15 protein-coding genes and 1 tRNA gene are annotated in these 16,039 nt (G+C 70.3%); 9 read left to right on the forward strand and 7 right to left on the reverse strand.

All coding sequences use genetic code 11. The annotated features are described in order from the left end of the window. Positions 1-47: 47 nt before the first annotated feature. The 3 genes from BLT43_RS00985 to tig all read left to right on the forward strand — a co-directional run bounded on the left by BLT43_RS00985 (position 48) and on the right by tig (position 3,160). On the forward strand, positions 48-1,604 hold the full coding sequence (locus BLT43_RS00985; protein WP_090109308.1) for an NAD(P)H-hydrate dehydratase: 1,557 nt from the start codon (positions 48-50) through the stop codon (positions 1,602-1,604). Between the two features lie 114 nt (positions 1,605-1,718). Next, positions 1,719-1,803: transfer RNA gene (locus BLT43_RS00990), tRNA-Leu, on the forward strand. A gap of 28 nt (positions 1,804-1,831) precedes the next feature. Further along, positions 1,832-3,160, forward strand: coding sequence for a trigger factor (gene tig / locus BLT43_RS00995; protein ID WP_090109310.1), 1,329 nt, complete (start codon positions 1,832-1,834; stop codon positions 3,158-3,160). Positions 3,161-3,249: 89 nt separating this feature from the next. Here tig and BLT43_RS01000 read toward each other — a convergent pair whose 3' ends face one another. Beyond that, entirely contained in the window at positions 3,250-3,747 is a 498-nt protein-coding gene (locus BLT43_RS01000) for a lactoylglutathione lyase family protein (RefSeq protein WP_090109312.1), read from the reverse strand. Positions 3,748-3,846: 99 nt separating this feature from the next. Between BLT43_RS01000 and BLT43_RS01005 the strand changes: the two genes are divergently transcribed. Then, positions 3,847-4,737 carry a LysR family transcriptional regulator gene (locus BLT43_RS01005; protein ID WP_090109313.1) on the forward strand — a complete coding sequence of 297 codons (891 nt, stop codon included), beginning with the start codon at positions 3,847-3,849 and terminating at the stop codon, positions 4,735-4,737. Between the two features lie 68 nt (positions 4,738-4,805). On the opposite strand, the gene mepK is transcribed toward BLT43_RS01005, so the two are convergent. Continuing rightward, the gene (mepK, locus tag BLT43_RS01010) at positions 4,806-5,375 is read right to left on the reverse strand and encodes a peptidoglycan L,D-endopeptidase MepK (RefSeq protein ID WP_090110196.1); all 570 of its coding nucleotides are present in this window, start codon (positions 5,373-5,375) and stop codon (positions 4,806-4,808) included. Positions 5,376-5,695: 320 nt separating this feature from the next. Here mepK and BLT43_RS01015 point away from each other — a divergent pair, with 320 nt between their 5' ends. The 4 genes from BLT43_RS01015 (at position 5,696) to BLT43_RS01030 (ending at position 9,993) form a co-directional block, all read left to right on the forward strand. Continuing rightward, complete coding sequence (locus BLT43_RS01015) at positions 5,696-7,327, forward strand: L,D-transpeptidase family protein (protein ID WP_090109315.1); 1,632 nt, start codon at positions 5,696-5,698, stop codon at positions 7,325-7,327. A gap of 30 nt (positions 7,328-7,357) precedes the next feature. Beyond that, complete coding sequence (gene lpxD / locus BLT43_RS01020) at positions 7,358-8,425, forward strand: UDP-3-O-(3-hydroxymyristoyl)glucosamine N-acyltransferase (RefSeq protein WP_090109317.1); 1,068 nt, start codon at positions 7,358-7,360, stop codon at positions 8,423-8,425. Between the two features lie 84 nt (positions 8,426-8,509). Next, positions 8,510-8,776 carry an acyl carrier protein gene (locus BLT43_RS01025; protein ID WP_090109319.1) on the forward strand — a complete coding sequence of 89 codons (267 nt, stop codon included), beginning with the start codon at positions 8,510-8,512 and terminating at the stop codon, positions 8,774-8,776. Next, positions 8,773-9,993 carry a beta-ketoacyl-[acyl-carrier-protein] synthase family protein gene (locus BLT43_RS01030; RefSeq protein WP_090109321.1) on the forward strand — a complete coding sequence of 407 codons (1,221 nt, stop codon included), beginning with the start codon at positions 8,773-8,775 and terminating at the stop codon, positions 9,991-9,993. The genes BLT43_RS01025 and BLT43_RS01030 overlap by 4 nt, the downstream gene beginning before the upstream one ends. Positions 9,994-10,063: 70 nt before the next feature. On the opposite strand, the gene BLT43_RS01035 is transcribed toward BLT43_RS01030, so the two are convergent. After that, positions 10,064-10,732, reverse strand: coding sequence for an invasion associated locus B family protein (locus tag BLT43_RS01035; RefSeq protein ID WP_090109323.1), 669 nt, complete (start codon positions 10,730-10,732; stop codon positions 10,064-10,066). 681 nt (positions 10,733-11,413) lie between these two features. Here BLT43_RS01035 and BLT43_RS01040 point away from each other — a divergent pair. Further along, positions 11,414-11,839 (forward strand): hypothetical protein, encoded by a 426-nt coding sequence (locus BLT43_RS01040; protein WP_090109325.1) that lies wholly within the window; start codon positions 11,414-11,416, stop codon positions 11,837-11,839. A 77-nt stretch (positions 11,840-11,916) separates the two neighbouring features. On the opposite strand, the gene BLT43_RS01045 is transcribed toward BLT43_RS01040, so the two are convergent. Genes BLT43_RS01045 through BLT43_RS19055 form a run of 4 tightly spaced genes read right to left on the reverse strand, consistent with a single transcriptional unit; the run spans position 11,917 to position 15,935 of the window. Continuing rightward, the gene (locus BLT43_RS01045; RefSeq protein WP_090109327.1) at positions 11,917-13,224 is read right to left on the reverse strand and encodes an HlyC/CorC family transporter; all 1,308 of its coding nucleotides are present in this window, start codon (positions 13,222-13,224) and stop codon (positions 11,917-11,919) included. Positions 13,225-13,279: 55 nt separating this feature from the next. After that, positions 13,280-14,239 carry a tyrosine recombinase gene (locus BLT43_RS01050; RefSeq protein WP_090109329.1) on the reverse strand — a complete coding sequence of 320 codons (960 nt, stop codon included), beginning with the start codon at positions 14,237-14,239 and terminating at the stop codon, positions 13,280-13,282. Beyond that, positions 14,236-15,768, reverse strand: a complete 1,533-nt coding sequence (locus BLT43_RS01055) for a hypothetical protein (RefSeq protein ID WP_207497377.1) — start codon at positions 15,766-15,768, stop codon at positions 14,236-14,238. The genes BLT43_RS01050 and BLT43_RS01055 overlap by 4 nt, the downstream gene beginning before the upstream one ends. Further along, positions 15,765-15,935, reverse strand: coding sequence for a hypothetical protein (locus BLT43_RS19055; protein WP_165612503.1), 171 nt, complete (start codon positions 15,933-15,935; stop codon positions 15,765-15,767). The genes BLT43_RS01055 and BLT43_RS19055 overlap by 4 nt, the downstream gene beginning before the upstream one ends. Positions 15,936-16,039: the final 104 nt, after the last annotated feature.

Below are 16,039 nucleotides of genomic sequence, written 5' to 3' on the forward strand. Positions count from 1 at the left end.
GACCGAAAATCGGCTCTTCGCCTAAATTTTGTGCAGGTTGGTGCGACATGCGGCAGATTGAGAAAGTCGGAGCCCCTGACGAGGCGGAAACTGCCTGCTCGGCGGGCAGTCTCGAGGGCAGGGCGCTGCTGACGGCGGCGCAGATGCGGGCTGCGGAGCAGGAGGCGATCGCCGCCGGCACGACCGGCGCCGCGCTGATGGAGCGGGCCGGGGCCGAGACGGTCGCCGCGCTCCTCGCGCATTGGCCGGACCTGGCCGCGGGCCCCGGGCGCGCGGCGGTGCTGTGCGGCCCGGGCGGCAATGGCGGCGACGGCTACGTCGTGGCCCGCCTCCTGCGGGCGCGCGGCTGGGAGGTGCGGCTGCACGCGCTGGCGCCCGCGACGCAGGCGGACGCGAAGGCGCAGGCCGAGGGCTGGGCGCGCATCGGTGCGATCGGGGACTGGGCCGATGCGGCGGGCGCGGTCGCGCAGGCCGACCTCGTCATCGACGCCCTGTTCGGAACCGGCCTCGCCCGGCCGCTGGGCGACGAGGTCGCCCCGGTCATCGCGGCGATGCGGGGCCGCCGGGTCCTCGCCGTCGACCTGCCCTCGGGGCTGTGCTCGGACAGCGGCCGGGTGATCGGCACGCATTGCGTCGAGGCCGATCTGACGGTGGGTTTCCACGCGCCCAAGGCCGGGCAGGTGCTGGATCGCGGCCCCGCGCAATGCGGGGCTCTCGCGCTGCGCGATATCGGCCTGGCCGAAGGCGATGCCGTGGCCCGGATCACCGCCGCGCCGCAGGGGCTCGGCAAGCGCGCCGGCCACAAATACGGCCATGGCCATGCGCTGGTGCTGGCCGGCGGGCCGGGGCGGGGCGGCGCGGTGCGCATGGCGGCGCAGGCCGCGCTGCGCATCGGCGCCGGACTGGTGACGCTAGGCTGTCCGCCGGCCGCCTTGCAGGAGAACGCCGCCCGGCTCGATGCGGTCATGCTGCGGCCGCTGCGCGATGCCGGCGCGCTGCAGGACATGCTCGGCGACGCGCGGCTGAACGCGCTCTGCCTCGGGCCCGGCCTCGGCGTCGACCGCGCGGGCGATCTCGTCGCCGCCGCGCTGTCGGCCCGCCGGGCCACGCTGCTCGATGCCGACGCGCTCACCGCCATCGCCGAACAGGAAGAACTGGCAGGGCAGCTGCACGACGCCTGCCTGCTGACGCCGCATGACGGCGAGTTCGCGCGGCTCTGCCCGGACCTCTCTGACAGGCTACGGGGTGACGCGACCTCCGGGCCGGCCTTCTCGCGCATCGACGCGGCTGCGGCGGCGGCGCGCCGGCTGGGGGCCGTGGTGCTGCTCAAGGGGCCGGACACGGTCATCGCCGCGCCGGACGGGCGGGTGGCCGTCAATGCCGGCGTCTATGACCGCGCGGCCCCGTGGCTGGCCACCGCCGGGGCGGGGGACGTGCTGTCGGGGATCTGCTGCGGCCTGATGGCGCGGGGCTTCGCGCCCTATGAGGCGGCCTGCGCCGGGGCCTGGCTGCATGTCGCGGCGGCGCGCCGCTTCGGCCCCGGCCTGATCGCCGAGGATCTGCCCGCGACCTTGCCCGCCGTGCTGCGGCAGCTGCTTTCCTGAGGCCCGAATGGTGCCGTAGCGGAGCGTGTGTTTTTCCCGTGGCGCGCCGCGTCGGGCTTTGCTAGACAGCGCCAGAATTTCACGGGGGGCCGTTCCGCCCCTCACGGAAGACATGCGGGTGTGGCGGAACTGGTAGACGCACCAGATTTAGGTTCTGGCGCCGCGAGGCGTGGGGGTTCGAGTCCCTTCACCCGCACCATGAAACGACTGAGAAAGAAGGACGACAGATGCAGGTCACCGAGACCCTCAACGACGGCCTGAAGCGCGGCTACACGATCACGCTGCCGGCCGCCGAGCTGGACGCCAAGGTCCAGGAGAAGCTGGTCGAGGCCCAGCCCGAGATCGCCATGAAGGGCTTCCGCAAGGGCAAGGTGCCGCTGTCGCTGCTCAAGAAGCAGTTCGGCCAGCGCCTGCTCGGCGAAGCCATGCAGGAAAGCATCGACGGCGCGCTCAACAACCACATGGAAGAGACCGGCGACCGCCCCGCCATGCAGCCCGAGGTCAAGATGACCAACGAGGACTGGAAGGAAGGCGACGACGTCGAGGTCACCGTGGCCTACGAGAAGCTGCCCGAGATCCCCGAGACCGACTTCTCGGGCATCGAGATCGAGCGCCTGAAGGTCGCCGCCGACGACGCCGCGATCGACGAGGCGCTGGGCAACCTCGCCGAGACCGCGCAGAACTTCGAGGACAAGGACGGCGCGGCCGAAGAGGGCGACCAGGTCGTGATCGACTTCGTCGGCAAGATCGACGGCGAGGCCTTCGAGGGCGGCGCCGCCGAGGATTACCCGCTGGTTCTGGGCTCGAACTCCTTCATCCCCGGCTTCGAGGATGGCCTCAAGGGCGTGAAGGCCGGCGACGACAAGAACGTCGAGGTCAACTTCCCCGAGGACTACCAGGCCCAGAACCTGGCCGGCAAGGCCGCCGTGTTCGAGTGCAAGGTCAAGGCCGTCAAGGCCCCGCAGAAGGCCGAGATCGACGACGAGCTGGCCAAGAAGTTCGGCGCCGAGGACCTCGCCGCGCTGAAGGCGCAGATCGCCGAGCGTCTCGAGGCCGAGTATTCGGGTGCCTCGCGCGCCGTCGCCAAGCGCCGTCTGCTCGACATCCTCGACGAGAAGGTGTCGTTCGAGCTGCCGCCGAGCCTGGTCGAGGCCGAGGCCAAGCAGATCGCGCACCAGCTCTACCACGAGGAGCACCCGGAAGATCACGGCCATGACCATGGCGAGATCGAGCCGACCGACGAGCACAACAAGCTCGCCGAGCGCCGCGTGAAGCTCGGCCTGCTGCTGGCCGAGATCGGCCAGAAGGCCGACGTCAAGGTCACCGACCAGGAGCTGACCCAGGCGATCCTCAACCAGGCGCGCCAGTATCGCGGCCAGGAGCGGCAGTTCTTCGAGTTCGTGCAGAACAACCCGCAGATGCGCCAGCAGATCCAGGCCCCGATCTTCGAGGACAAGGTCATCGACCACATCTTCGAGCAGGCCAAGGTCGACGAGAAGGAGGTCTCCAAGGAGGATCTCCAGAAGGCCGTCGAGGCGCTCGAGGACGAGGCGTAAGCCTCTTCCCCATCGCGATCACGCGAAAGGGCCGCCCCTCGGGGCGGCCCTTGTCGTTTGCGGCGTCGCGTGCCGCGTCCGTCGCGGGATCAGCTGTAGGCGCCGGCCGAGTAGGTCAGCTCGTAGCTGTGGCTGTAGATCTCGAACACCACGCCGAACGGATCCTCGACATAGCACATGCGGTAGGGCTTCTCGCCGGGGAAGTACTCGCGGATCGGCATGCGCTGCTTGCCGCCCGCGGCGACGATCTTCTCGACCAGCCCCTCGACGTCCGGGTCCTGGATCGCGAAGTGGAAGGTGCCGTGGCGGCGGAAGTCGAGGTTGTCGTCGGGGGCGTAGTTGCCGTCGAACTCGAACAGCTCCAGCCCGATCCGGTCGGCGGTGGCGAGATGCGCGATGCGCAGCCGGTTCCAGCCCGGCCCGAGCACGTCGGTGCACATCCGGCCGATGTCGCTGTCATCCTCCTCGACCGGGGTCGGCTGCATGATGACGTAGAGCCCGAGCACCTCGGTGTAGAATTTCACCGCGGCGTCGAGGTCGGGCACGGACAGGCCGATATGCGAAAAGGTCCTGGGGGTGGGGTGCATGGCACGCTCCTTCTTGCTGGTTCACGACGGATCTAGGAGCATGGCCCTCGCATTTGAAATTATCATTTCTCATCCATATCATAACGAAATGGTATCATCATGCTGAACGCCGGATGGCTCGAGACCTTCGCGACGCTGTGCGAGACGGGGCATTTCACCCGCGCGGCCGAGCGGCTGAACATGACCCAGCCCGGCGTGTCGCAGCAGGTCCGCAAGCTCGAGCGGCAGGTCGGGCAGGCGCTGCTGACGAGGGAGGGCAAGGGCTTCCTGCTGACGCCGGCGGGCGAGGCGGTCTTTGCCATGGCGCGGGCGCGGCGGGCCGAGGAGCGCCGCCTGCGCGAGACGATCCGCGCCGACGACCCGGGCCGCGGGGCGGTGGCCGTGGCCTCGTCGGGCAGCTTCGCCATGGCGCTGCAGCCCGCGCTCTGGGCCGAGCTGCGGCAGGCGCCGGGGCTGTCGGTCCGGCTTGAGGCGGCGCCGCAGAGCAGCGTGCTCGACGGCGTGTCGGAGGGGCGGTTCGATCTGGGCGTAACCGACCATTCTCCGGGCCACCCGCGGCTCGAGGCCGAGCTGATCGGCCGCGAGGCGCTGTGCCTGCTGCTGCCGGCGGGACATGAGGGCCCGGTCCGCTTCGCCGATCTCGAGGCGCGCGGCTTCATCGCCCATCCCGATGGCTGGCTCTATGCCGACGAGCTGTTTCCGGAGAACTTTCCCGACGAGTTCCGCGGGGCGGAGCAGCTGCGGGTGCGCGCCGTCGTCAACCAGATCGGCCAGATTCCGGCCCCGGTCGCGGCGGGGGTGGGCTACACGCTGCTGCCGCGCAGCGGGGTCGAGGCCTATCCGGGGCGTGATCGGCTCACGCTGGCCTGCCTGCCGCGGCCGCGTCACCGCGAACTGTGGCTGGTGCGGCGGCGGGGGCGGGCGATGCCGGCGCGGGTCGAGCGCATCGCCGAGCTGCTCAGGGCGACCGCCGGGCGGCTCGACCCCTGACGCGAGAGGGGCGCCCCGGATGGGGCGCCCCTCTCAACCTGTGCAGCAGGTCATCGAAATCGGTGGGCTCAGCTGCCCCAGCTGCGGACCGGGCCGCAATCCATGTGCACGAAGCCCGAGCGCGAGTAGCTGCCCACGCCGCCGGCCTTGCAGGCGGCGGCCGCGCGCGCCATCTGGCCGACGCTGCGGCTCGACAGCCGCAGGTCCGCGGCCTGGCCCTTCAGGTGCAGGGAATTCTTGGCCACGCCAGAGGAGCGGCGGCGCAGCATCGCGTTGGTCGCGGGCGAACGGTAGCCCGAGAGCAGCATGTAGGGTTCGTCGCTTTCCAGCAGGGCATGGCTCGCGGCCATGATGTCGACCGTGCGGCTGTCGATGTTCAGCACCTGGTCGTTGCGCCAGTCGCGCATGAAGACGGTGATCTCGCGCAGCGCCTCGGCGATGTACTCGCCCTCGATCCAGTAGATCGTGTCGATGCTCTCGCCGGTCCGCTCCGAGTACATCTGCAGCCGCCGCACGTCGCCGGCGCGTCGCAGGAAGCCTGCCGCATTGGAATAGGTGGGGGCCGCGGTGACCGCCGTGGCCGCGAACGCACCAAGGAGACCGCGGCGGGTCATGCCCGTCGTGCAAATTTTGTTCATCATGTGAGCGCCTGTCCCGTCGCTTACCTGTGGTCCGCATTTGCGCGGACGTTTTTTTTGCCATCCATCCCCAGAGGCAGGCCCTCTATCGCATGAGCGCCGTTTTCGACCAATACCGGTTATCGGCTAACAACGTGAAGATTCCGAAAATCGGCGGGAACTTGCCCACGCGGCGGCGCATTTCCTCCTTGGGCGGCTGGATTGCGGCCCATTTGCCACGCCTGTCGCCTGCCCGCCCGGATCCGATGGTGCCGCGAAAATCCGGCCCCTATCACTGGTTCCGAGCCCCGACAGGGCACTGCTCAAACGACGGTTGTTCCATGCCCGCCACCAGCCTGCATCCCCAGCATCCCATCCTTCCCCGCCTGCGTCGCATCTGTCTCGGGGCCGTTCTCGGCCTCGGCGTCGCGGGCGCGCTGCAGGCCGAGCCGCGGATCACGCCCTTCACTCAGGCCGTGGCCGAGGCGGTGGCACGGGCGCCCGGCCTCGCGCCGGTCTACCGCGATCGCGGCTTTGCCGGGATCTGGACCGGCACCGACGCCGCCGCCGTTTCGCGGCGAAACGCTCTGCTCGCCACGCTCGACGCCGCGCCGCGGCACGGCCTGCCGGCCGCGCGCTACGACGTGGGCGGCCTGATCGAGCGGATGCGCGGGGCGCGCACGCCGGAGGACCGGGCCGCCGTGGACCTGGCGCTGTCGCGCGCCTTCCTGCGCTATGCCCGCGACGTGCAGACCGGCCTTCTGGAGCCGGGCAAGGTGGTGCCGCTGATCGTGCGCGAGGTGCCGCGCCGCGACCCGGCCGAGCTTCTGGCCGGCCTCGTCGCGGCCGAGGCGCCCGAGGCCTACCTGCGCGCTCTGGCGCCGCAGACGCCGGAATATGCGCGGCTGCTGCGCGCCAAGCTGCGGCTGGAACGCGCGATCGCCTCCGGCGGCTGGGGCCTGCCGGTGCCGCAGGGCAAGTACGAGATGGGCGCCGCCGGCGCCGGTGTCACGGCGCTGCGCGACCGGCTGGTCACCATGGGGCACATGGCGCCCAGCGTGACGCCGCGCTTCGACGCCGACATGCTCGAGGCGGTCAGGGCGTTCCAGTCGGCGCAGGGCCTGACCGTGGACGGCGTGGTCGGCCCCGGCACGCTGGCCGAGCTGAACCGCCCGGCCGAGGACCGGCTGCAATCGGTGATCGTCGCGATGGAGCGCGAACGCTGGACCAACATGGATCGCGGCGCGCGGCACGTGCTGGTCAACCTGACCGATTTCAGCGCCGCCATCGTCGACGAGGACCGCGTCACCTTCCGGACCCGGTCGGTGATCGGCGCCGAGGCCAGCGACCGCCAGACGCCGGAGTTCTCCGACGTGATGGAGCACATGGTCATCAATCCGAGCTGGTACGTGCCGCGATCGATCGTGGTGAACGAGTACCTGCCGCAGCTGCAGCGCAACCGCAACGCCGCCTCGCAGATCCTGATCACCGACCGCTCGGGCCGCGAGATCGACCGCAACGCGGTGGATTTCTCGCAATACGGCAAGTCGAACTTCCCGTTCTCCATGCGTCAGCCGCCGTCGAACTCGAACGCGCTGGGGCTGGTGAAGTTCATGTTCCCCAACCGCTGGAACATCTACCTGCACGACACGCCGGCCAAGTCGCTCTTCGGCCGCGAGAAGCGCGCCTTCAGCCATGGCTGCGTGCGCCTGAACGACCCGTTCGACTTCGCCTACGCGCTGCTGGCGCTGCAGGAGGACGACCCGAAGGGCTTCTTCCAGTCCAAGCTGTCGACCGGCCGGGAGGCGCGGGTGAACCTCGAGGCGCCGGTGCCGGTGCATCTGATCTACCGCACCGCCTTCACCGATGCCGAAGGCGCGCTGCATTTCCGCCGCGACGTCTATGGCCGCGACGCGAAGATCTGGGAGGCACTGGCCGCCGAAGGGGTGGCGATCTCGCGCCCGGCGAGCTAGATCGGTCCCCCGAAGCCAAGGGGGCCCGCGATGGACTACACACTGCAACAGATCGCCGAGGCGCTCGGCGCCGAGCTGAAGGGTGACGGCAGCCTGCGCGTGACCGGCGCCGCCGAGCCGGGCATGGCGGGCGAGGGCGACCTCGCCCTGGCGATGTCGCCGCGCTACGCCGAGGCGCTGGGGCAGGGCCGGGCGCGGGCCGCGCTGGTCTGGCCGGACGCCGACTGGCAGGCGATGGGCCTGAAGGGCGCGGTGATAGCGCCGCGCGGCCGGCTGGCCATGGCGCGGCTCACGCAGCTGTTCGACCTGGCCGATGACGCGGCCGGCATCCACCCCTCGGCGGTGATCGACCCCTCGGCCGAGATCGGCGAGGGCGTGCATGTCGGCCCGCTCGCGGTGATCGGCGCCGGCGCGGTGATAGGCGCGGGCAGCCGGATCATGGCGCAGGCCTCGATCGGGCCGGGCGCGCGGCTCGGGGAGGGCGCGTTGGTCCACAGCGGTGCGCGGATCGGCCGCAACGTGACGGCGGGCGCGCGGTTGATCGTGCAGCCCAACGCGGTGATCGGCGGCGACGGCTTCTCCTTCGTCACCGAGAGCGCCTCCCATGTCGAGACCGCCCGCGCCGAGCTGGGGCAGGGCACGGTGGACGAGGCGGCCGACCCGACCTGGCACCGCATCCACAGCCTCGGCGGGGTGAGTCTGGGCGACGATGTAGAGATCGGCGCCTGCGCCACCGTCGACGCGGGCACCATCCGGCCGACCCGGATCGGCAACGGCACCAAGATCGACAACCTCGTGCAGGTCGGCCACAACTGCGTCATCGGCGATCACTGCCTGCTGTGCGGCCATGTCGGCCTCGCGGGCTCGGTGACCATCGGCGACCGCTCGGTTCTGGGCGGCAAGGTCGGCGTCTCGGACAACCTGACCATCGGCGCCGACGTGGTGCTCACCGGCGGCTCGATCGTGCTGTCCAACGTGCCGGCGGGGCGGGTGATGATGGGCTACCCGGCCACCAAGATCGACACGCAGGTCGAAAGCTACAAGGCGCTGCGGCGGCTGCCGCGCATCCTGCGGGACCTCGCGAAGTCGAAGAGCTGATGCCTCGCCTTTAGCGGTTTCAATGCCGCGCCCGAGTGATTATCTCGGGCGCAGGACATGGATCGGCTAAGGGACGCTGGACAGATGGAACTGCGCGACAAGGTGATCGCCATCATCGCCGAGCAGGCGATGCTCGAGCCCTCGGACGTCAAGCCCGAGCACAGCCCGGCCGATCTCGGGATCGACAGCCTCGGTCTGGTGGAAAGCATCTTCGCGATCGAGGAGGCCTTTGACATCTCGGTGCCGTTCAACGCCAACGCCCCCGAGGAGAGCGATTTCGACATCTCCTCGGTCGCGGCGATCGTCTCGGCCGTGGAGCGGCTGGTCCAAGAGCAGCACGCCAGCGCATGAGCTACGGTCCCCGGCGCGTCGTCATCACCGGCGCGGGCACGATCAACAGCCTCGGCCACGACGTGGCGACGACGCTCGAGGCGATGCGCGAGGGCCGCTGCGGCATCGGCCCGCTCGACCTGCGCGACGTCGAGCGCCTGTCGGTCCAGATCGGCGGGCAGGTGCGGGGCTATGACGAGCAGGCGCATTTCAATCGCCAGCAGATCGCCCTCTACGACCGCTTCACCCAGTTCACGCTGCTGGCGGCGCGGCAGGCGATGGCGCAGTCGGGGATCTCCTTCACCGACGAGGAGAGCGAGATGTCGGGCGTGGTGCTCGGCACCGCCGGCGGCGGGGTGAACACCTGGGACGAGAACTACCGCACCGTCTACGAGGAGGGGAAGAACCGCGTCCATCCCTTCGTGGTGCCGAAGCTGATGAACAACGCCGCCGCCAGCCATGTCAGTATGGAGTACAACCTGCGCGGCCCGAGCTTCACCGTGGCCACCGCCTGCTCCAGCTCGAACCATGCGATGGGGCTCGCGTTCCAGATGATCCGCTCCGGCATGTGCCGGGCCATGCTCACCGGTGGCTCCGAGGCGATGCTGTGCTTCGGCGGGGTGAAGGCCTGGGAAGGGCTGCGCGTGATGTCGAAGGACGCCTGCCGCCCGTTCAGCGCCAACCGCAACGGCATGGTGCAGGGCGAGGGCGCGGCGGTCTTCGTGTTCGAGGAATACGAGCACGCCCGCGCCCGCGGCGCCGAGATCCTGTGCGAGGTGGCGGGCTTCGGCATGACGGCGGATGCCGCCGACATCGTCATGCCCTCGGCCCAGGGCGCCGAGCGGGCGATGCGCGGCGCGATGCGCGACGCGGGGCTGAACCCTGAGCAGGTGGGCTACATCAACGCCCACGGCACCGGCACCGCGGCCAACGACAAGAGCGAATGCGCCTCGGTCGCGCATGTGTTCGGCGCGGCGGCCGACCGGCTGATGATCTCCTCGACCAAGTCGATGCATGGCCACCTGATCGGCGGCACCGGCGCGGTCGAGCTGCTGGCCTGCATCATGGCGCTGAAGGACGGGGTGATCGCGCCGACCATCGGCTACGAGGAGCCCGACCCGGAATGCGCGCTCGACGTGGTGCCGAACGAGGCGCGCGAGGCGAAGGTGGACGCGGTGCTGTCCAACGCCTTTGCCTTCGGCGGGCTGAACGCGGTGCTGGCGCTCAAGGCGGCCTGACGCTCTATCCCGGAAATGCAAAAGGGCGCGGCTCCGGTGAGCCGCGCCCTTTCGCATTATTCGGAGTGGCTTACTGTTGCGCCGAGGCGGTCACGGCGTCGAAGCCGGCCGTGAAGCCCGACAGCGACACGTCCAGCACGACGTCGCTGTCGGGGGCGGCGGCGGGGACGATTCGCAGCTGGCCCGAGCGGCCGCGCTTGAACTGGTCGAGCTGGGCCTGGCTCACGCCGAAGCGGGCGACGCAGCCGCCGCGGTTGCAGAAGTCGAACGGGTAGCGCGTGGCCTGGCCGCCATCGATCGACAGGGTGAGCTGTTCGGTCAGCTGGGTCTCGAGCGGCACCACGACCAGCATGCCGGCGGCGGCCTCGGCCTGCGGGTTCAGCGGCAGGACGCTGATCTCGGCCACGGGGTTGCCGTCACCGTCCTCGAGCAGCTGGTAGAGCTGGCACGGGTCGCGCTCGCCCTCGGGCGTCTTCATGCAGCGCTCGGTCCAGTCGCCATGCTCGGTCTTGGCATAGGGCTGGCCGGGCTGCGGTTCGGCCGAAGCCGCGGGGGCTTCGGACGGGGCTTCGGGCGATGCGGGGGCCTCGGGCGACGCGGGGGCTTCGGTGGCGGGCGCCTGCGCCGGGGCGGGCGTCTCGGCCGGCGCCTCGGGCGCGGCGGGGCTCTCCTGGGCGGCCAGCGGGCCCGCGAGGGCGATCAGGGCGGCGCTGGCGAGAAGTGTCAGTCGGTTCGGCATGTTGCGGTCCCGTTATTGCTGTCGGATCGCATCTATCATGCCGGTGAAAAGGTGTCAGTCGCGGAGTGGCGGGCTGCCGGCGGCAGTCCGCCGGCGGGGGCCGGACATGAAAAAGGGGCCGGCGGTGCGACCCCTTTTCCCAAGCTCCCTGTCGGACTTGGCCGACTAATTGCCGGGACGCTACGAAACGCGGAACGATCCGTCAACAGTCAAAGCGTCGCAGCGCAAGTTTCGGATGCCGAAAGAAAAAAGGACCGCGCCCGCAGGCGCGGCCAAGTCTAACAGGGAGGACGTCGGGTCATCATGACCCGACAATGCCACCTTGCCACGAGACAGGTTAAAAACGGCTTCACGAAGCCGAGAAGCGGGCCGGCGAATCGAATGTCTTGCGACACCGGGGCCGGGGGCGCGCGGCGCGCCGGGCCCGGGCCGCGGTCCGGGGCGGTGATCGACCTGAGGTTGTGCTGAGGCGCCCGATCGGCCGGGTTTGCCCGAATTTTAAGCACTATGGCTGACCTTGGGTAAACACTTGGGATTGCTACGGAATGCGTAGGGCGCATGAGCCGGAATGCGCCGCCCGGGCCGCCGACGGACAACTTGCCGCTCACAGACGGTGACGGAACGGAAACACTCATGTAGCGTTGAGGCCACGGGAGATGTTTATTTTTCGGGAGGATCTGCATGGACGAAACCGCGAACGACCTCTGGTCGCTGGAGAAGTCCCGCTGGCTCGACGGTGCGAAGTACTACGAGCGCCGCCTCGGCCCGGACGCAGCGATGGTGATCCCCTATCCCGATGGCCTGCAGGATCGCACGGCCGCATTGGAAGGACGGCGCCCCGCGCGCCAGTGGCACGCCATCGAACTGCATGACCAGAATCTCCGGCGCGAAGGAGAGACCGTGATGCTCAGCTACAGGATCGTCGCCTGGCGTGATTGCTGCTCGACTCCGATGTCTGCGCTCTGCGCCTCGACCTATCTCGACGACGACGGCACCTGGCTGCGGCTTTCGCATGACCGCCAGCCGGTGACCCCGCGCGGCGGGACGGGCCGGGCCACGAGCGCTCCCTTCCACTCCGAAACGGCACCGCTGCTGGGTGCCGCCTGACCAGAGACGAAGTTGGTTTTTCCAGTGTCGCGCGCGGATCGCTCCGCGCGCTTTTTTCTTGCCGGGTCGGCCTGATGTCAGACCGGCTCGAGCGGCCGGATCTTCAGCGTCGCGATCCGGTTCTCTTCCTTGGCCATGACCTCGAAGCGGAAGCCATGGAAGCTGAAGACCTGGCCCTCCGTCGGGATCATCTGCGCCTCGTGGATGACGAGGCCGGCGATGGTGTTGGCCTCCTCGTCGGGCAGGTGCCAGTCCTGTCGGCGGTTGAGGTCGCGGATCGTCATGGTGCCATCGATGATGTAGGCGCCGTCCTCGGTCATCGCGATCGGCTCCTCGCGCTCGGCGTCGAACTCGTCCGAGATCTCGCCGACGATCTCCTCGAGGATGTCCTCGAGCGTGATCAGGCCGCGCAGCGCGCCGTATTCGTCCACCACCAGCGCGAAGTGGGTGTGCCGCCGCAGGAACTGGCGCATCTGGTCGTCGAGCGTGGTGGTCTCGGGCACGAAATAGGGCGTCATCGCCACGTCGAGGATGTCGAAGCTCTCCAGCTCGGTGGTCTCCACCGCGCCGTCGGCCATCAGCTTGTGCATGGCGCGCAGCAGGTCCTTGGCGTGCAGGATGCCGACGATGTTCTCAGGTTCGTCCTTGTAGAGCGGCAGCCGCGTGTGCGGGCTGTCGAGGCAGAGCTTGAGGATCTCGGTGGCCGGCAGGCTCGCATCGATCATCGAGATGTTCGAGCGGTGCAGCATGATCTCCTCGACCGTGCGGTCGCCCAGATCGAGCGCGCCGAGGATGCGGTCGCGGTCCTCGCGGTCGACCACGCCTTCCTCGTGGCCGAGGCTCAGCGCCCCGGCGATCTCCTCGCGCACGGCGAGGATCTTGGTGTCGGGGTCGGTCCGAACGCCGAACATGCGCAGGATGCCGCGCACCAGGATCTGCACCGCCGAGACGACCGGCGCGAAGACGAGGATGACGAGCCCGATGGGCCGGGCCACCCGGCTGGCCATGGTCTCGGCATTGGTGATCGCGTAGGTCTTGGGCAGCACCTCCGCGAAGATCAGCACCAACAGGGTCATCACCAGCGTCGCGACCGCGACGCCGCTTTCGCCGAAGACCTTGGTCAGCACGGCGGTGGCGAGCGAGGTGGCGAGGATGTTGACGACGTTGTTGCCGAGCAGCACCGAGCCGATCAGGCGTTCGTTGTCCTCGGTGACCTTGAGCGCGCGGGCGGCCCCGGTCGAGCCCTTGTCGGCGGCGGCGCGGAGCTTGCCGCGCGAGGCGGCGGTGAGGGCGGTCTCCGATCCGGAGAAGAAGCCTGAGGCCACCAGCAACAGCAGGATTGCGAGGCTGGTGATCCAGAAGGCGGCGTCGAGGGCGGTGTCCATGGGGTCCTTCGGAAATCCTGTCCGGTCAAGAGTTATGGCCCCGACCGGCCCGGGTTCAACCCTGCGCGCGTCGTCGGACGCGCGCCAGGGGGTGCTTCTCCTGAACCAGCGCGCTCAGCTGAGCGTCCTGCACGTGGGTGTAGATCTCTGTCGTGGCGAGGTCGGCATGGCCGAGCAGGGTCTGGATCGAGCGCAGATCGGCGCCCCCTGCCAGCAGATGCGTGGCGAAGGCGTGCCGCAGCACGTGCGGCGTCACCTTCTGCGGCGATATTCCCGCCATGCCCGCCAGTTCCTTGACCATCACGAAGAAGCTCTGCCGCGTCAGGTGGCCGTCGCGGCCGCGGGCCGGGAACAGGAACTTCGAGCTTGGCCGTCCGCGGGCCGCCGCGATCTCTTCCGCGGCATCGCGCCGCACCAGCCAGTCGGCCACGGCGCGCTTGGCCGGTATCGACAGCGGCACCATCCGCTCCTTGCCGCCCTTGCCGCGCACCAGCAGCATCTCGGGCTCGCCGCGCACCGCCGCCACCGGCAGGCTGACCAGTTCCGAGACGCGCAGCCCGGTGGCGTAGAGCAGCTCCATCAGGCAGCTGGCGCGCAGCCGGTCCTTGGGGTGCTCGCGCGCGGCGGCCAAAAGGCGGTTCACCTCCTCGACGCTCAGCGTGCCGGGCAGGCGGCGCGAGCGGCCGGGGCCGGTGAGCTTGATCGCCGGGTTGTCCTCGCGCCAGCCCTCCTCGAAGGCGAAGCGGTAGATCTGGCGGATCGCCGAGAGGCGCCGCGCCCGGGTCGAGGCGGCCAGCCCCTCGGCCTCGCAGCCGATCAGGTACTGCTCGACCGTGTCCTTGGAAGCATGCGCGAAATGGTCGCCGCGCCGCGCCAGCCAGCCGGCGAAGTCGCGCAGGTCGCGCCCATAGGCCAGCAGCGTGTTGCGCGCCGCGTCGAGTTCCGCGGCCTGGGCCTCGAGAAAGGCCGAGATCCACCGCTCCATCGGCTGCCCGGCGGCGGAGGGCGCGCTCATGCGCCCGTCTCCAGCAGCAGGTATTGCAGCGCCGCGCGCCGCGCCGTCGCCTCGAGGCCGAGCGCCCGCAACGCGGCCAGCCCGTCCGACAGCGCCGCCGGATCGCCGGTCGCGCCCTGATCGACGAGGGCGATCGCCCGCAGCGCCGCCTCGCCCGGCCGGCCGGCATCGATCAGCTCGGTCAGCACCTCCGGCGGCTGCCGGTCCGAGAACCCCTCGACCACCGCCAGCGCGCGCGGCCCGTCGGCCTGAACCTGCGAGACATCGCCCCGCGCCACCGCCGCGAGCAGGCTGGTCTCGGGCCCGTCGTCCGGCGGCGCCAGCGCCGCCTCCTCGTAGCCGGGGCCGAGCAGGGCGATCTCGAAGACTTGCCGCGCCGCTTCGCCCTCGAGGTCGAGCGCGGCCAGCCGCTCGGCGTAGTGCTCCGCGAAGGCGGTCTCGAGGCGGGCGTCGCGCATGGCCGACCATGCGCTGGACAGCGTCTCGGCGATGGCGTCGCGGTCATTCGCCGCCAGCGCCGCATCCAGGGCCTGGATAGCCGTGGCCCGGTCCCAGATGCCGCCGGAAGCGGCCGGAACCCGGGCCGCGTAGATCCCGAAGAGCTGCGCGGGCTGGATCGCGCCGTGCCGGGCGAGCCGTTCGGCCGCCTCGATCTGCGCCCGCCACGCCTTGTTCGGGCGCAGGTCGGCATGGGAGAAGGCGCGGGGCAGGGTCGCCGCCGGCAGCGCCTCGCCCACGGCCTCGCGCAGCCGGTAGCCCAGCGGCGTGGCGCGCTCGGGCTGCGGCAGGTCGGGCTCGCCCTCGTAGAGATCGGGGTCGAGGAAGCGCGACAGCATCGCGTCGTCCTCGTCGCTCACCTCGCCCAGCGCGCGGGCCGAGTTCAGCGTCAGAGCGGCGGCCTGCCAGTCGCCGCCGCGCGCCAGGCAGAAGATCCGGGCATGCAGTGTCGGGGCGAGCGCCGGGCGATCCTTCATCGCGGCGCAGGCCTCGTTCTCGGTGCCGGTCAGCAGCGCCGCGTCGAACCAGCGGCGGAACCGTTCGGGCGCCGCGGCCGGGCGGCTTTCGGCCAGCATCGCCAGCGCCGGTTCCAGCGCGCCCATCTCGAGCAGCCGGTCGATCCGCGCGAGGAACAGCCGGCCGTGGCCGTCGGCATCGGCCGGCGCGTCGGCCTCGGCGATCATCAGCCGGCGCAGCAGCTCTTGCGTGGCCGGTAGCCCGTCGATGCCCAGCGCGGCGATCAACTCGGTCAGACTCTCGGTGCTGCTGGCGCTCCACAGGTGGCGCGGCAGGCCCGAGACGGCCGGCGCCAGCAGCCCGACCGCATCCGGCGAGGGACCGTCGAGCGGGCGCACGCTCACCGCCGGGGAGGAGGCGCTGTCGGCGGTCGGCGGTTCGGCCGCGGGCTCTGACGGGGCGGCGACGGATTGCGACAGCCAGTCGATGGCCGAGAGCGGCTCGCCGGGATCGGCCTGCTGCGCGCCGGCCGCGCCGGCCAGCGCCATCAGGGCCAGCACTGCGCCATGTCTCACTGCGCGATCTCGAGCGTGACCGGCTTGACCACCGGTTCGGCCGGCGCGGCGAAATCCGCCGGGAACAGCATCGGACCGACATAGGCATAGGCGAGCAGCCCCAGCCCGGCCAGAACCACCAGCACCAACGCCAGCTTGACCAGCGCCCAGATCAGTCGTCTCAGCATGTGTCTTGTCCTCTCGCCCCATGCGCCCGGGCGGCCGATCGCCGCCTCTTTGCGGGGATTCATAACTGGTCTTTCGGCCGAGATCACGTCATTCAAGGCAGGAA

Source organism: Limimaricola pyoseonensis (assembly GCF_900102015.1).
Lineage (GTDB): Bacteria > Pseudomonadota > Alphaproteobacteria > Rhodobacterales > Rhodobacteraceae > Limimaricola > Limimaricola pyoseonensis.

Coding starts and splice junctions, on each gene's coding strand:
- BLT43_RS01030 (WP_090109321.1), top strand. CDS start 8,773: ATGAGCTACGGTCCCCGGCGCGTCGTCATCACCGGCGCGGGCACGATC.
- BLT43_RS01000 (WP_090109312.1), bottom strand. CDS start 3,747: ATGCACCCCACCCCCAGGACCTTTTCGCATATCGGCCTGTCCGTGCCC.
- tig (WP_090109310.1), top strand. CDS start 1,832: ATGCAGGTCACCGAGACCCTCAACGACGGCCTGAAGCGCGGCTACACG.
- lpxD (WP_090109317.1), top strand. CDS start 7,358: ATGGACTACACACTGCAACAGATCGCCGAGGCGCTCGGCGCCGAGCTG.
- BLT43_RS01050 (WP_090109329.1), bottom strand. CDS start 14,239: ATGAGCGCGCCCTCCGCCGCCGGGCAGCCGATGGAGCGGTGGATCTCG.
- mepK (WP_090110196.1), bottom strand. CDS start 5,375: ATGAACAAAATTTGCACGACGGGCATGACCCGCCGCGGTCTCCTTGGT.
- BLT43_RS01005 (WP_090109313.1), top strand. CDS start 3,847: ATGCTGAACGCCGGATGGCTCGAGACCTTCGCGACGCTGTGCGAGACG.
- BLT43_RS01015 (WP_090109315.1), top strand. CDS start 5,696: ATGCCCGCCACCAGCCTGCATCCCCAGCATCCCATCCTTCCCCGCCTG.
- BLT43_RS00985 (WP_090109308.1), top strand. CDS start 48: ATGCGGCAGATTGAGAAAGTCGGAGCCCCTGACGAGGCGGAAACTGCC.
- BLT43_RS01045 (WP_090109327.1), bottom strand. CDS start 13,224: ATGGACACCGCCCTCGACGCCGCCTTCTGGATCACCAGCCTCGCAATC.
- BLT43_RS01035 (WP_090109323.1), bottom strand. CDS start 10,732: ATGCCGAACCGACTGACACTTCTCGCCAGCGCCGCCCTGATCGCCCTC.
- BLT43_RS19055 (WP_165612503.1), bottom strand. CDS start 15,935: ATGCTGAGACGACTGATCTGGGCGCTGGTCAAGCTGGCGTTGGTGCTG.
- BLT43_RS01025 (WP_090109319.1), top strand. CDS start 8,510: ATGGAACTGCGCGACAAGGTGATCGCCATCATCGCCGAGCAGGCGATG.
- BLT43_RS01040 (WP_090109325.1), top strand. CDS start 11,414: ATGGACGAAACCGCGAACGACCTCTGGTCGCTGGAGAAGTCCCGCTGG.